Below are 15,526 nucleotides of genomic sequence, written 5' to 3'. Positions count from 1 at the left end.
TTAAGCAAAGACCATTGAGGGCGCTTTAAATGCCACTGGCATTTGTGCTTCGTCTTCAAATGTGACGAACTCCCACGCAGATTCTTTTGCTAATACAGCTTGGAGCAATTTATTGTTCAGTGCGTGACCTGATTTAAACGCGGTGAATTCACCGATAATGTTATAGCCACACATAAATAAATCACCAATTGCATCCAACATTTTGTGACGAACGAATTCATCTTCAAAACGCAGACCATCATCATTGAGAACACGATAATCATCAACGACGATTGCACAATCGAAGCTTCCGCCTAAACACAATCCTTTAGATTGCAGGTATTCGATATCACGCATAAATCCAAAAGTACGAGCACGGCTAATTTGGCTCATAAAAGATTCAGCGGAGAAATCTAATTTATAACGCTGTGTACTTGCATCAATGGCTGGGTGATTAAAATCGATAGTAAAATCTAATTTAAACCCGTTGTATGGACGCATCTCTGCCCATTTGTCGCCATCTTCTACTCGTACAGTTTCTTTGATGCGAATGAATTTCTTCGCAGTACGAAGCTCTTCGATACCCGCATCAAGTAACAAGAAAACAAAAGGTGCCGCACTTCCATCCATAATTGGAATTTCAGGTGCATTCACTTCAATTACGATATTATCAATGCCTAAACCAGCCAGTGCTGCGTTTAAATGCTCAACGGTTGATATACGCACATCGTCTTCGTTAACTAAGCAAGTACATAACATAGTGTCACGAACTGATTTTGCGTCTGCTGGAAAATCCACCGGTGGATTTAAGTCAGTACGACGGTAGATGACCCCAGTATTTGCTGGCGCCGGACGCATTGTAAGCGTAACTTTTTTACCCGTGTGAAGTCCCACACCAGTTGCTTGTACAATTCGTTTTAATGTCCGTTGTTTGATCATCATTTTATCTCGCAATGTTATCCGTCCTACCAATCATTATACTTATAATTGGCAGGACAGTTTAGCACAAAAAGCGGAGATGCCAATCTTTTTGGCGATTAATCAGCCTGTTTTCTCAGGAACGCAGGGATATCTAAATAATCCGGTTCTTTGTTTGCCTGAGTAGATTGTTCATTAACGGCTTTTGCAGCAGGTTTGCTTTCTTCTACAGCAGAGAAAGAAGACATGCTATTTTGCATTTGCTGGTAACGATTCTCCATTGCGCTTTGCTGATTCTGTTTATTAGTTACCAGCGTAATTTCTGGACGTTTGTCCATACCAATACCTGTTGCAACCACAGTCACACGCAATTCATCATTCATTTCTGGGTCAAGGGATGTACCGATAACCACAGTCGCATTATCTGATGCAAATGCACGAATGGTATTACCCACTGTTTCAAATTCATCAAGACGTAAGTCAAAGCCTGCAGTGATGTTGACTAACACACCACGCGCGCCAGATAAGTCGATATCTTCCAGTAATGGACTTGAAATCGCCATTTCAGCGGCTTCTTCAGCACGATCTTCGCCTTTCGCAGCACCCGATCCCATCATGGCATAACCCATTTCAGACATCACAGTTCTTACGTCAGCAAAGTCAACGTTCATTAAACCTGGGCGAGTGATTAGCTCAGCGATACCTTGAACTGCGCCTTTTAATACATCATTCGCTGCGCCAAACGCATCTAATAATGAAATTCCACGACCCAATACTTTTAATAACTTGTCATTTGGAATAGTGATTAATGAGTCAACATGTTTTGATAACTCAGTAATACCTTGTTCCGCAAATGCCATACGTTTTTTGCCTTCAAAATTAAAAGGCTTAGTCACTACAGCAACGGTCAAAATGCCTAATTCTTTAGCCACTTCTGCAACAACAGGCGCAGCACCAGTACCCGTACCACCGCCCATACCGGCTGCGATAAAGACCATATCAGCACCTTCAAGTGCTGCACGTAACCCTTCACGGTCTTCCTCTGCTGCATTACGACCTACTTCAGGATTTGCACCTGCACCTAAGCCTTTCGTAATGGCATTACCAATTTGGATAGTCTGTCCAACCGCTGTTTTACGTAGCGCTTGAGCATCCGTATTGACTGCAAAGAAATCTACGCCTTCAATACGTTCACGAACCATGTGCTCAACCGCATTACCGCCGCCGCCACCAACGCCGATGACTTTGATCACCGCATCGTTGGTTAATTCCATAGGTTCAAACATAATTTCTCTCCGTTTTGTGCCTTCTCAGGGCCGCTTGCTCAAACGACCTCTTTTTAAATTTGTCTGATTATTAAAACTCTCTTTTTAGCCAACCAGTGAGTTTCTTAAATAAACCACCGACAGCTGAGCGTTTTTCGGTTTCAGTTTCCTCACCAAAGTGAGATTCTTTACCGTAATGCAAGAGCCCAACCGCTGTTGAGTAGTAGGGATCCTGCGCATAATCTGTTAGCCCGGTAATATTTAACGGTTTACCGATCCGTACTTGCGTGTGGAAAACACGTTGAGCACATTCAACAAGTCCATCAATCTGTGCAGCACCACCTGTTAGCACGATACCTGCGGCTAAATGATGCTTAATCCCTTGCTGGCGTAACTGTTCTTGAACTTTTAAAATCTCTTCATTAACAAGATTGAGCAGTTCGGTATAACGAGGCTCAATCACCTCAGCAAGAGTTTGTCGTTGCAGACTTCTTGGTGGTCTGCCTCCGACACTTGGAACTTCGACATTTTCATCTTTACCAACTAAAGATCCTAATGCACAACCATGGCGAACTTTGATTGCTTCAGCATCATTTGGCGGAGTGCCAAACGCGTAGGCGATATCACTGGTTACAACATTGCCTGCATAAGGAATAACGCGGGTATGTCTTAATGCTCCACCGGTATAAATAGCGATATCCATTGTACCGCCACCAATATCAACAACACACACACCTAATTCACGTTCATCTTCTGTTAATACAGCGAAACTTGAAGCGAGTCCCGCAAAAATCAGTTGATCCACTTTTAACCCACAGCGTTCAACTGCTTTTACAATATTCTTTGCCATATCGTTATGGCAGGTAATTAAATGAACTTTAGCCTGCATACGCACGCCCGATAATCCAACTGGGTTTTTGATCCCTTCTTGATAATCAATGGCATACTCTTGCGGTATAACGTGTAAAACACGGTGTTCATCTTTTACTTTGACGGATTTCGCAGTATGAACCACGCTATCAACATCATCTTGTGTCACTTCTTCTTCTGAAATTGGCACCATACCAATCTCATTTTGGCAACTGATATGCTTGCCTGATAACGCCAAATATACTGACGATATTTGACAGTCAGCCATCAACTCAGCTTGATCTACCGCCCGTTGTACACATTTTACGACGGATTCGAGATCATTAACGCCACCTTTATCCATGCCCCGAGATGGACAACTTCCCACCCCGATAATATTCACTACACCATCAGGCAGGATCTCACCGACAAGGGTGGCTACTTTGGCCGTACCAATCTCAAGACCAACTACTAATTTTCTGTCCGTCGCTTTGATCATTATTGTTCTGCCTTCGCCTTCATCGTGTCATCTGCCACGTCTTGTTTATTCATTCTCAAGTAATAAAGGAGCCCATCCGACTGCACCACCACTGTCATAACGCAGATCCACGTAATCAACCCGTTTATCTGTTTGTTGTTGCAGTATCGGATACAACTCAATAAAGCGAGCGATCCGTTTTTCGTTATCCTTACGACCTAACTCCAATCGGACATCATTGTCTAAAACTAATTGCCATCCTTGACGGGCAGACATTGACGCTGCTTTTAAATTCAAGTTACTTGCAAGAAGCTGATCTCTCATTGCCACATAACCTGATAACACCATTTTTTCGCTTCCTTGAGGGCCATATAACAAAGGATAACTTCCTTTGTTTTCCAACTGCGTTGGCAGGCTGAAAACGCGCCCTTCTTTATCAAGAAAGTAAGTGTCATTCCAACGGGTAAAAGGAACATACTCTACCAGATGGATTTTAAGTTCATCAGGCCACTGTTTACGAACAGTGACTTGCCTAATCCATGGCATGCGTTCAATTTGTTGCTGAATGATATTCACATCCTGTGTCATAAATGTGCCCGGCTGTCCTAAAGACAAAATGGCCTGACGCACATCATCATTCGTTGTGTAATGTCGCTCGCCCGTTAATACAAGTTTTGAGATTGGCAGACGATTTGCGTCTTTCATCCAGTTAACCACTTGTATCCCACCCCAAATGATGGTGGCAATTACACATAAGAAAAAGATTAATCCTGATAAATAAGTACCATTACTCGGTCTGTCAGAATGTTGCTTCTCTTTGTGTTCTTTTATATTTAGCGCTGCTTGTGACATATTAACCTGCTAACTCCTGAGCAACGTTTAAACAAGAGAATCGCCCATCCTTTTGTCCGATATTCCAGCGATTAATACTTTTCCTACATATATATACTTTATGAACACCTTTAGGTTTGATAATTAAATCACTAAATTGTTCAATCTGTTGAGAATTATTTACTTTAAAAGAAGAAATTGCGAATTTTTCTGCGTTTTTCTTACTTTTTAACTGAAATTTTTTCTCGACATAGATTTGAGCAAGCGAATTCTCGATCATTTTTTTCGCTAATATAGTGTTATTTTTCTCATAACACTCCATCATTACAGTTATTTTATTGACCATTTCACCATAAATGATGTTCACTTGCTCAAACATCCGTCTTAATCCTCGCTGAAAGATGGCTGTAACTTCGTATCTGCTAAGCGACGCGCTATTTTACCAATATTTCCAGCACCTTGAACTAAAACAAGATCATTATCTGTTAATACACCCGCTAATATTGATGAGATATTAGCCACATCAGAAACCCAGATAGGATCTAGCTTCCCACGTTGGCGAATTGTTCGACAAAGTGAGCGACTATCAGCACCTGCAATAGGCGCCTCCCCTGCAGAATAAACATCTGTTAATAATAAAATATCAACCTGATTGAGAACAGTGGCAAAGTCTTCATATAAATCACGAGTACGTGTATAGCGATGAGGTTGGAAAATCATCACTAGACGTTTATCTGGCCATCCTGCTCTCGCCGCTTTAATCGTTGCATCAACTTCTGTTGGATGATGACCATAATCATCCACTAGCATCACTTCACCTTCTTGACCATTAACATGCTCAAGACCGTAGTTACCTAAGAAATCAAAACGACGTCCAGTACCTTGGAAGTTAAGTAATGCAGCTAAAATATGTTCGTCAGCAATGCCTTCTTCTGTGGCGACAGCAACCGCAGCTGTCGCATTCAATGCGTTATGGCGACCGGGTGCATTTAATACAACTTGTAAATCAGGCATACCTTCACGAGAAATAGTGAAAAAACCCTGAGCCCCTTTTTGTTCATAATGCGTAATACGAACATCGGCATCTTCACTAAAGCCATAAGTCGTAATATAACGACCCACTTTAGGAATAATCGAACGAATGACATCGTCATCCAGACACATCACTGCACGACCATAGAAAGGTAAATTGTGCAAAAAGGTAATAAAGGTCTCTTTTAGATTGTCAAAATTACCGTGATATGTGTCCATATGGTCTGCTTCGATATTCGTAACGACAGCAACCATGGGTTGTAAATGTAAAAATGATGCATCGCTTTCATCAGCTTCAGCAATTAAATAACGACTGCAACCTAAGCGAGCATGCGTGCCAGCCGATTTAACAAGCCCACCATTAACAAAAGTAGGATCTAAACCCGCTTGTCCATAAATATTTGAAATCATCGCTGTTGTTGTCGTTTTACCATGTGTTCCAGCAATCGCAACACCATGACGATAACGCATCAATTCAGCCAACATTTCAGCACGACGAATAACTGGGATACGCGCTTCTCTTGCTGCAATAATCTCAGGGTTTTCAGCACTGATTGCTGTCGAAACCACAACAACACTTGCACCACGAATATTTTCAGGGCGATGATTAAAATAGACTGTCGCGCCTAAGGCAACGAGCTGTTGTGTGACTACGTTTGGTGCTAAATCAGAACCGCTGATTTCATAACCTTCGTTAGCCAGCACTTCAGCAATCCCACCCATACCCGCACCACCGATGCCGATAAAGTGAATATGCTTAACTTTTCTCATTTCAGGCACAAACGATCTTAATTTTGCCAGTTGTTGTGTATTCACTATTTACTTCTTCACTCTAAGTTAATGGTTACAAGTTACGTTTATTTTTTTGCCACTTCGATTATCACATTTGCTACGCGCTCTGTGGCATCCGTAATCGCAACGCTTTTTGCTTTCTCTGCCATCGCTAACAAGGTTTCTCTATCCCAATTTTTCAGGGTTTGTGCAATGACTTCTGGCGTTAAATCATTTTGTTCGATAATTCGCGCAGCACCCGCTTTTTCTAGCGGCAGTGCATTCCAATATTGCTGTCTATCTTTGTGCTGGAAAGGAACAAAAATAGCGGGTAATCCCGCTGCGGCAATTTCGCTGACCGTTAATGCCCCCGAACGACACACAACAACATCAGCCCATTGGTAAGCTTGCGCTATATCATCAATAAATTCAGTAACTTTATATTCAGATTTAACTGAATTTTTTGCTAATTCGTTCTGATAGCGTGTTTTTGTATCACTTTCGCCACCTTTTCCTGCTTGATGCCAGATTGTAACATGTTCACCTAGTAAACCTGCAACTACAGGTAAGGTGTGATTTAAAATTCTAGCACCTTGGCTACCCCCAATAATCAGTACACGAACAGGCCCTGTTCTCTCTTTTAATCGTACTGAAGGTGCTTCAAGTGCCAATACGTCTTCACGAACAGGATTTCCAACAACGGGTGCTTTAGGAAATGCCCCCGGAAAAGCCTGTAATACACGTTTAGCAATTTTCGATAACCATCGATTGGTTAATCCAGCAATACCATTTTGCTCATGCAAAATAACGGGGATCCCACACATCCAAGCAGCAACACCACCGGGGCCTGAAACATATCCCCCCATACCAAGTACAGCATCTGGTTGATAGCGCTTCATAATGGTACGAGCTTGAAAAATCGCTTTAATAATACGAATAGGTGCTGCGATTAACGCTTTAATACCTTTACCACGTAAACCTGAAATGCGAATAAATTCAATTTCAATACCGTGCTTAGGGACTAAATCGGCTTCCATTCTATCCGACGTTCCTAACCATCGAATTTCCCAACCTTGAGATTGTAGATAATGAGCAACAGCCAGTCCTGGGAATACATGTCCCCCAGTACCACCAGCCATAACCATTAAACGGCGTCTACGCTCGCTCATTTCGGGCTCCTTACAAACGCCTGAGCTTGTGCTAGACGTGTTTCATAATCAATTCGTAATAACATCACGATGGCGGTTGACATAATAATCAAGCTCGAACCACCGTAACTAATAAGAGGAAGGGTTAATCCCTTTGTGGGTAACATGCCCGCTGCTGCGCCTACATTGACCAATGATTGGAATGTAAACCAGATCCCGATAGAGCAAGCTAAAAAGCCTGAAAAACGTTGATCGAGGATCAGCGCACGTCGTCCAATTTGCATCGCGCGAAAAGCGATGAAGAATACCATTAAAAGCACCAAAACCACACCGATATAACCAAGTTCTTCTGCAAGAATAGAGAAAATAAAGTCGGTATGTGCCTCAGGTAAATATTCTAGTTTTTGTACTGAGTTTCCTAAACCTTGTCCAAGTAAATCGCCACGACCAAATGCCATTAGAGATTGTGTAAGCTGATAACCGCTACCAAATGGATCTTCCCAAGGTTCTAAGAAAGAAGTAATACGTCGAACACGGTAAGGCTCAACAATAATCAACATAACAACAGCGGCAATTCCTGAACCAATAATGGCTAAGAATTGCCAAATTTTAGCACCCGCTAAAAATAACAGCGCTAATGTTGTTACGAATAAAACTACAACGGTTCCTAAGTCTGGTTGTAATAACAATAAAACAGCCAGTACTAACATCACGCCCATCGGCTTACAGAAACCCCAAAAGTTATTTCTCACTTCTTCAACTTTTCGGACTAAGTAGCTCGATAGATAACAAAACAGTGCTAGTTTTGATAATTCAGCAGGCTGGAAATTTAATGGCCCCACAGCAATCCAGCGTGAAGCACCATTAACGGAACTCCCTACTCCCAATACCACCAATAAAAGGAGTATCGAACCAAACAACATTAAGCTGCTATAACGTTGCCAAATTGCCATTGGGATACGCATGGTGACTAACGCAATACAAAATGCGACAACGATATAGATACCATCACGTTTAGCAAATAAGAAAGGATCTTCTGCAAGACGTTGACCAACAGGCATTGACGCTGATGTCACCATAACAAAGCCGACAACCGCTAATCCGAAAGTAAACCAGAGCAAAGCGCGATCATACGGCACAAATGCCGTATTCTCAGTTTGATAACTACCCACTAGCCACTGTTTTAATCTTCGCATTGCGAATATGCTCATCAGCCAAGCTCCCTTGCCAAACGTGCAAATTCATCCCCACGCTGCTCAAAACATTTAAACTGATCTAAGCTTGCGCATGCAGGAGAAAGCAACACCATATCTCCTGATTTTACAGTGGGCGCTAAAGCTCGCATGGCTTCTTCCATTGTCACTGTTAATAAAGAGACATCTGGTCGTAGATTTGCCAAGGCTTGTCCATCTTGTCCAAAACAGTACAGACGAATATTGGTGCCGCTGATATAAGGCAATAAAGAAGTGAAGTCAGCCGATTTTCCATCACCACCTAATAAAAGATGTAGTGTGCCTTCAACTTCGAGTCCTCGTAATGCTGCTTCGGTGCTTCCCACATTGGTGGCTTTCGAATCATTTATCCAACGTACATTTTGATGTGAGTAAACTAATTGAAAACGGTGAGCAAGGCCGTGATACGTTTTCAGTACCTCGGTTGCAGCTTTACGCGAAAGACCCACTGCATCAGCCAGTGCTAATGCGGCTAATGCATTGGTATAGTTATGCTGTCCTGAAAGATACATCTCAGCCGTTGAAAGGACTTTTTCACCTTTCACTTTTAAAATACGGTTCGTATTATCAAGCTGATAATCACCTTGTCCGACACCAAAACTAACACAACGATTATCTTTACCTGCTAGCGGTAGTGTTAACGCATCATCTTCGTTATAAATACAGGTTTTAGCATTATCGTAGATACGCAGTTTTGCTTCCCGGTATTGCTCTAATCCTAACGGATAGCGATTCATATGATCTTCGCTAATATTTAACACCGTTGCAGCAGCGGCTTGTAAGCTATAAGTCGTTTCGAGTTGAAAGCTTGATAGCTCTAATACATATAAATCATGAGGCTCGGTTAATAGGGTCAGAGCTGGAACGCCGATATTGCCACCGACGCCAACGCGAATACCCTCCGCGCGGGCCATTTCACCTACCAGCGTTGTCACTGTGCTTTTACCGTTAGAGCCAGTAATCGCGACAATAGGTGCTTTGGCTTCACGGCAAAACAGTTCAATATCACCAACAATTTCAACACCCTGATTTGCTGCCTCAATAAGCTCAGGTGTCGAAAGTGCAATACCCGGACTTGAGATAATGAGATCAGCATCGTTAAGCCATGCTTGATGAAAACTGCCTGTATGATATTCAACGTCAGCAGGAAGCTTATCTAAGCCTCCTGGTTTTTGGCGTGTATCAATAACCTTAGGTGTAACACCTTGGCGGATAAAAAAGTCAACGCAGGAAAGGCCTGTTATACCAAGCCCAACAACAACCACTTTTTTTCCCTGATAATTTGCCATCTTAACGTACCTTTAATGTCGCCAGACCAATAAGCACTAACATCAGTGAGATGATCCAGAAACGGACAATAACACGGGGCTCAGGCCAACCTTTTAATTCATAATGGTGATGAATTGGAGCCATACGGAAAATACGTTGACCACGCAACTTAAATGAGCCGACTTGTAAAATTACAGAGAGTGTTTCAACAACAAACACCCCCCCCATAATGACTAATAAGAATTCTTGACGTAATAACACCGCAATCGTTCCTAATGCGCCACCTAATGCAAGCGAGCCGACATCGCCCATAAAAACTTGAGCTGGATAAGTATTAAACCAGAGGAAACCTAGGCCTGCACCAACGATAGCGGTACAGACAATCACCAATTCCCCCGCATGCATCAAGTAAGGAATTTTTAAGTAGCTTGCAAAATTAACGTTACCTGTCGCCCATGCAACTAATGCAAAACCCGCAGCAACAAAAACGGTTGGCATAATGGCTAAACCATCTAAACCATCGGTTAAGTTAACCGCGTTACTTGTTCCAACAATAACGAAATAAGCCAGTAAGATGTAAAGCATACCCAATTGAGGCATGACATCTTTAAAGAATGGCACGACTAACTGTGTTGCTGGCGTATCTTTACCAATAGCATACATACTAAATGCCACAACAAGTGCTAATACGGATTGCCAGAAATATTTCCAACGTGCGATTAAGCCTTTGGTATCTTTACGAACAACTTTGCGATAATCATCAACAAAACCAATCACGCCATAGCCAATTAAAACCAGCAATACACACCAAACATAAGGATTGTCTAATCTTGCCCATAATAGTGTAGAGATGGAGATAGAGAACAGGATCATAATCCCGCCCATTGTTGGTGTACCACGTTTACTAAAATGCGACTCAGGGCCTTCACTACGAACCACTTGGCCAATTTGCATTTTTTGTAACCATGCGATGAGATGAGGCCCCATCCACAAAGCAATAATTAATGCCGTCAATAAACCAACAATCGCCCTGAATGTCAGATAAGAAAACACATTAAAAAATGTATGGTATTTAACCAAATATTCGGCTAGCCAAACTAACATTCAAAGCACTCCTTTAATGCGTTCACGATATCTTCCATCGCGGAGCTTCGTGAACCTTTTACTAAAACTGAAACAACATCATGCTGCTGTAATAATGGAATTAATTGAGCAAGTAAGTCGGCTTTAAATGTAAAATGCTGACCACCTTGATTTTCATCACTAATAAAATGGCTGTGATGCCCAACAGTAAAGACACTATCAATACCTGCATTGTGAGCAAAACGACCAACATCGCGGTGACATTTTTCTGAATCTTTGCCTAATTCAGCCATATCCCCTGCAACAAAAATTTTATATCCTGGTAATTGAGATAGCACTTGTAAACCCGCAATCATCGAGCCATCGTTCGCATTGTAAGTGTCATCTAACACCATTTTCCCTGCCGTTAATTCAACAGGATACAATCTTCCCGGTACCGCTTTTAATGTCGATAAGCCAAGGCGAATATCTGCAAGCGTCGCCCCAGCAGATAGCGCAAGAGCACTTGCGGCTAAAGCATTCGCAATATTATGACGACCCGGTAATGGAAGAGTGACGTCCACACAACCTTCTGGTGTGTGTAAGGTGAAGTTTGTGGTGAGTTGCTTAACAACGATCTCAGTAGGATAAAAATCTGCATTGCGTTGTGCTGATAAAGAGAACGACCATTGTGTTTGGCGCGCATTTAAATGATGTTGCCACAGAGGTAAGTCATTACTATCAAGATTAATAATGGCTGTACCTTGCTCTTTTAAGTGTGTAAAGATTTCACCTTTTGCCTGAGCAATACCTTCTAGAGAGCCAAAACCTTCAATGTGTGCAGAAAAGAGGTTGTTTACCAATGCACTATCTGGTTTTACCATATTTACGGTATAGGCGATTTCACCGATATGGTTTGCACCTAACTCAATAACCGCAAAACGGTGTTCAGGTGTTAAACGAAAAAGCGTTAAAGGTACGCCAATATCGTTATTTAAATTGCCATGGGTATATAAGGTTTCGCCACAGTAACGCAAAATAGAAGCCGTCATCTCTTTAACGGAGGTTTTTCCGGAAGAACCTGTCAGCGCAACAATCTTGGCGTGACTTAGCGAACGAATATGTGCTGCAATCTCACCCATTGCGAGATGGGTATCTTTCACAATGAGTTGTGGACAATCGACATCGATTTCACGATTAACTAAAACAGCAGCAGCGCCCTTTTCTTTTACATCAGCAATAAAATCATGAGCATCAAAACGCTCACCCGCTAATGCAATAAATAGGCAATCCTCATCAATTTTACGGCTATCTGTTGAAATCGATTTGATGATAAGTTGATCTGCTTGGCTTTGAGCGATATGGCTCAATGTGCCTTTGGTAATTTGTGCAATATTTTCTAAAGACAGAGGGATCATGCTATCACCCCCAATAACCGAGCAACGGTTAATCTGTCTGAATAATCAAGACGACGCGAGCCAACCAACTGATAATCTTCATGCCCTTTACCTGCGACTAAAATCATATCATTGGTATCTGCTTGCATAATCACGTTAGTGACCGCTTCAGCACGACCTTCAATAGCAATCGCTCGACCAGGATCCATTAAACCCGAAAGAATATCTTGGATAATCGCTTGAGGCTCTTCACTACGAGGGTTGTCATCGGTGATAACGACTTTATCCGCCAGCTCTTCTGCGACTGCTCCCATTAGTGGGCGCTTACCTTTGTCTCTATCTCCACCACAACCAAATACACACCACAGTTTACCTGTACAGTGTAAACGAGCAGCTTGAAGTGCTTTTTCTAAAGCATCTGGAGTATGGGCATAATCGACAATAACGGTAGGGCGATTATCCGCACTAAATACTTCCATGCGACCACAAACAGGGGTGAGTGAAGATGATGCCTTAATAACGGCATCTAATGGATATTCAAGAGCCAATAATGTCGCTAAAGCACATAAAAGATTACTGACATTAAAAGCTCCCATCAGTGGACTTTCAATTTCACCATCACCCCAGCTAGAACTAAAGTGGATCGTTGCACCCGCATCATGATAATTAATCTGGGTTGTTTTAACAAAACGCCCCTGCCAATTTTGTGGCAATTTATTTTCCATTGTCACGGCAACTGCGTCAGGTAAACGAGATAACCATTTTTGACCAACGGCATCATCCGCATTAATGATTTTTTCACCGCTGTGATGAGTGGAAAACAGTAACCATTTTGCTTCTTCGTAGTTAGCCATATCACCATGGTAATCAAGATGATCACGGCTTAAATTCGTAAATACACTCGCCACAAAAGGCAATGCACTGACGCGACCTTGAACTAAACCATGAGAAGAAACTTCCATCGCTGTCAATGTCGCGCCTTGATTTAATAATTGCTGTAACTCTAATTGAATATCAACCGCAGATCCTGTGGTGTTCATCGCAGGAACAACATGACCCAAAAGCCCGTTTCCTACTGTTCCCATCACAGCACTTGTTTCACCTAAACCTTGTGCCCACTGTGCTAACAATTGTGTTGTTGTCGTTTTTCCGTTAGTCCCAGTAACACCAATCAGTTTCAGCTTTTCCGCAGGTTGATGATAAAAATGTCCAGCTAACTTTGATAACTCTGCATTAAGATTATCAATATAAATAACAGGAATACCGTGACTTTCACGGATTTCGCCATGCGTTGCAACATCTTGTGCTTCCGCTAATACCGCCGAAACACCTTGAGCAATTGCTTGAGGAATATAGCGTCTACCATCAGTTTCATGACCTTTAATGGCGATAAAAAGATCACCGCTCGCCGCTTTTCGGCTGTCGAGTGTCATGTCTTTGAGCATCAATGACGGTGCTTGTATCCCGAGTGCCCCTAATAGGTCACTTAAGTTAGGATCGGCCACTTGTATCCTCTTCTTTTTTAATTACAAATTCACTTTTATCGTCTGGCGTCAATGCATCAGGTTCTACGTTCATTGTGCGTAAAACCGCGCCCATAATTGAGCCAAACACCGGTGCGGATACTGCGCCCCCATAATACTTACCTGCTTTAGGTTCATTGATTATCACAACCAACGCAAAGCGAGGACGACTCGCAGGTGCAACACCCGCCGCATAAGAGATATATTGATTGATATATTTTCCATCTGGCCCTACTTTCTTCGCTGTCCCTGTTTTAATCGCAACACGATAACCTTTAATTGCCGCACTCACACCACCCCCACCAGGTAATGCGACGCTTTCCATCATATGCACGACAGTTTTCATCAGAGGTTCTGGGAAGACTCGTGTTCCGGGTACAGGAGGGTCAACTTTCGTAATAGAGAGAGGACGATAAATACCAAAACTACCAATCGTTGCGTAGACACGCGCTAACTGTAACGGCGTCACCATTAGCCCATATCCGAATGAGAAGGTGGCCCTTTCAAGATCGGACCACCGTTGTTTTTTTATTGGAAATATGCCACTACTTTCACCAACTAGCCCCAAGTTAGTTGGCTTCCCGAATCCAAATCGTGAATAAACATCCACAAGCTCAGATGCGGGCATCGCTAACGCCAGTCTTGAAACACCCACGTTACTCGATTTCTGTAATATTCCTGTTATCGAAAGCTCATGATATAACGCCACATCTTTTATCTGATGTCCGCTAATACGATAAGGAACAGTATTAATAACACTATTTTCTTGAATAATATGATTGTGAAGTGCACTCATCACAACCATCGGTTTTACGGTAGAACCGGGTTCAAAAATATCGGTGATAGCACGATTACGCATCGCATCTTTAGGCGTACCCGTTAAATTATTTGGGTTGTACGATGGACTGTTTGCCATCGCCAGTACTTCCCCCGTATTTACATCAACTAAAACAGCGGTTCCTGACTCTGCTTTATTCTTAATAACCGCATTGGTTAATTCGCGATAAACCACAGATTGCAAACGTTCATCGATACTTAACATCAAGTTATGAGCGGCTTGGCTATCTGTTTGAGCGATATTCTCAATAACACGGTTAAAACCATCTTTACGAACAACGCGCTCACCGGGAGCACCTGTCAGCCACTGGTTAAAGCTTTTTTCAACACCTTCAATGCCATCACCATCAATATTTGTTACACCGATGATGTGAGCGGTTACTTCACCTGATGGATAATAGCGTTTTGATTCTTGGCGCATATTAATCCCTGTGATTTTTAGCTTACTAATATAATCACTAATTTCAGGATTCACTTGGCGAGCCAAATAGATAAAACGAGCGGAAGGCGTTGCGACAATTTTTTGCTCAATTTGATTCACTGGCACTTTCAGTGCATCAGCAAGTGCTAACCAACGAGAGTCCGTCATATCAGGATTAGCATCTAAAACAACTTTAGGATCGGCCCAAATGGCAAAAACAGGTACACTAACGGCAAGAGGTCTGCCCATTCTATCGCTGATCATGCCTCTTGCTGTTGGAACTTTTTGCACACGTAGAGAACGCATGTCCCCTTCACGAATAAGAGGATCGGGATTAATAATCTGTAAATAGGCAACACGGATTAATAACGCGGCTAAAGCGATACCAATGCCACCACAAAGCAGCGCAAAACGCCAACTCACAAATCCTGTTTTTTCTTCAGGCTTGCGTAGTTTGGCATTTGACTTTGTCTTTGCTTTCGCTTTTGCCGAACGTGAAAATTTCATACTTGCC

13 protein-coding genes are annotated in these 15,526 nt (G+C 42.4%); all 13 read right to left on the bottom strand.

Going from position 1 to position 15,526, the window contains the following annotated elements; genetic code table 11:
* Positions 1 to 918 carry a UDP-3-O-acyl-N-acetylglucosamine deacetylase gene (gene lpxC, locus B6258_RS07960; RefSeq protein WP_036913397.1) on the bottom strand — a complete coding sequence of 306 codons (918 nt, stop codon included), beginning with the start codon at positions 916 to 918 and terminating at the stop codon, positions 1 to 3.
* Between the two features lie 98 nt (positions 919 to 1,016).
* Positions 1,017 to 2,183, bottom strand: a complete 1,167-nt coding sequence (gene ftsZ / locus B6258_RS07955) for a cell division protein FtsZ (protein WP_023581499.1) — start codon at positions 2,181 to 2,183, stop codon at positions 1,017 to 1,019.
* A gap of 70 nt (positions 2,184 to 2,253) precedes the next feature.
* Positions 2,254 to 3,510, bottom strand: a complete 1,257-nt coding sequence (gene ftsA, locus B6258_RS07950) for a cell division protein FtsA (protein ID WP_098942190.1) — start codon at positions 3,508 to 3,510, stop codon at positions 2,254 to 2,256.
* Between the two features lie 45 nt (positions 3,511 to 3,555).
* A complete protein-coding gene (gene ftsQ, locus B6258_RS07945; protein ID WP_099074807.1) occupies positions 3,556 to 4,341 on the bottom strand; it encodes a cell division protein FtsQ in 786 nt (261 codons plus the stop codon).
* Position 4,342: 1 nt separating this feature from the next.
* Positions 4,343 to 4,699 (bottom strand): hypothetical protein, encoded by a 357-nt coding sequence (locus B6258_RS07940; protein ID WP_099074806.1) that lies wholly within the window; start codon positions 4,697 to 4,699, stop codon positions 4,343 to 4,345.
* A gap of 5 nt (positions 4,700 to 4,704) precedes the next feature.
* The gene (gene murC / locus B6258_RS07935) at positions 4,705 to 6,168 is read right to left on the bottom strand and encodes a UDP-N-acetylmuramate--L-alanine ligase (protein WP_099074805.1); all 1,464 of its coding nucleotides are present in this window, start codon (positions 6,166 to 6,168) and stop codon (positions 4,705 to 4,707) included.
* Between the two features lie 41 nt (positions 6,169 to 6,209).
* On the bottom strand, positions 6,210 to 7,292 hold the full coding sequence (gene murG / locus B6258_RS07930; protein ID WP_099074804.1) for an undecaprenyldiphospho-muramoylpentapeptide beta-N-acetylglucosaminyltransferase: 1,083 nt from the start codon (positions 7,290 to 7,292) through the stop codon (positions 6,210 to 6,212).
* On the bottom strand, positions 7,289 to 8,482 hold the full coding sequence (gene ftsW / locus B6258_RS07925; protein ID WP_099074803.1) for a cell division protein FtsW: 1,194 nt from the start codon (positions 8,480 to 8,482) through the stop codon (positions 7,289 to 7,291). The genes murG and ftsW overlap by 4 nt, the downstream gene beginning before the upstream one ends.
* On the bottom strand, positions 8,482 to 9,792 hold the full coding sequence (gene murD, locus B6258_RS07920; protein WP_099074802.1) for a UDP-N-acetylmuramoyl-L-alanine--D-glutamate ligase: 1,311 nt from the start codon (positions 9,790 to 9,792) through the stop codon (positions 8,482 to 8,484). The genes ftsW and murD overlap by 1 nt, the downstream gene beginning before the upstream one ends.
* Position 9,793: 1 nt before the next feature.
* Positions 9,794 to 10,876, bottom strand: a complete 1,083-nt coding sequence (gene mraY, locus B6258_RS07915) for a phospho-N-acetylmuramoyl-pentapeptide-transferase (RefSeq protein WP_023581493.1) — start codon at positions 10,874 to 10,876, stop codon at positions 9,794 to 9,796.
* Positions 10,870 to 12,252, bottom strand: coding sequence for a UDP-N-acetylmuramoyl-tripeptide--D-alanyl-D-alanine ligase (gene murF / locus B6258_RS07910; RefSeq protein WP_099074801.1), 1,383 nt, complete (start codon positions 12,250 to 12,252; stop codon positions 10,870 to 10,872). The genes mraY and murF overlap by 7 nt, the downstream gene beginning before the upstream one ends.
* Positions 12,249 to 13,736: a UDP-N-acetylmuramoyl-L-alanyl-D-glutamate--2,6-diaminopimelate ligase gene (gene murE, locus B6258_RS07905; RefSeq protein WP_099074800.1), complete on the bottom strand. Its 1,488-nt coding sequence runs from the start codon at positions 13,734 to 13,736 to the stop codon at positions 12,249 to 12,251. Before murE ends, murF begins: the two co-directional genes overlap by 4 nt.
* Complete coding sequence (gene ftsI, locus B6258_RS07900) at positions 13,723 to 15,519, bottom strand: peptidoglycan glycosyltransferase FtsI (RefSeq protein WP_099074799.1); 1,797 nt, start codon at positions 15,517 to 15,519, stop codon at positions 13,723 to 13,725. The genes murE and ftsI overlap by 14 nt, the downstream gene beginning before the upstream one ends.
* Positions 15,520 to 15,526: the final 7 nt, after the last annotated feature.

This window comes from Proteus alimentorum (assembly GCF_002607735.1).
GTDB classification, from domain to species: domain Bacteria; phylum Pseudomonadota; class Gammaproteobacteria; order Enterobacterales; family Enterobacteriaceae; genus Proteus; species Proteus alimentorum.
Note: the sequence above shows the minus strand (reverse complement) of the source record. Positions and strands in the feature narration are given on the sequence as shown.

Excerpts from the sequence above, each read along its gene's own strand:
- B6258_RS07940 (WP_099074806.1), bottom strand. The coding sequence starts at position 4,699 with ATGTTTGAGCAAGTGAACATCATTTATGGTGAAATGGTCAATAAAATA.
- murF (WP_099074801.1), bottom strand. The coding sequence starts at position 12,252 with ATGATCCCTCTGTCTTTAGAAAATATTGCACAAATTACCAAAGGCACA.
- murD (WP_099074802.1), bottom strand. The coding sequence starts at position 9,792 with ATGGCAAATTATCAGGGAAAAAAAGTGGTTGTTGTTGGGCTTGGTATA.
- ftsW (WP_099074803.1), bottom strand. The coding sequence starts at position 8,482 with ATGAGCATATTCGCAATGCGAAGATTAAAACAGTGGCTAGTGGGTAGT.
- mraY (WP_023581493.1), bottom strand. The coding sequence starts at position 10,876 with ATGTTAGTTTGGCTAGCCGAATATTTGGTTAAATACCATACATTTTTT.
- lpxC (WP_036913397.1), bottom strand. The coding sequence starts at position 918 with ATGATCAAACAACGGACATTAAAACGAATTGTACAAGCAACTGGTGTG.
- ftsZ (WP_023581499.1), bottom strand. The coding sequence starts at position 2,183 with ATGTTTGAACCTATGGAATTAACCAACGATGCGGTGATCAAAGTCATC.
- ftsA (WP_098942190.1), bottom strand. The coding sequence starts at position 3,510 with ATGATCAAAGCGACGGACAGAAAATTAGTAGTTGGTCTTGAGATTGGT.
- ftsI (WP_099074799.1), bottom strand. The coding sequence starts at position 15,519 with ATGAAATTTTCACGTTCGGCAAAAGCGAAAGCAAAGACAAAGTCAAAT.
- ftsQ (WP_099074807.1), bottom strand. The coding sequence starts at position 4,341 with ATGTCACAAGCAGCGCTAAATATAAAAGAACACAAAGAGAAGCAACAT.
- murG (WP_099074804.1), bottom strand. The coding sequence starts at position 7,292 with ATGAGCGAGCGTAGACGCCGTTTAATGGTTATGGCTGGTGGTACTGGG.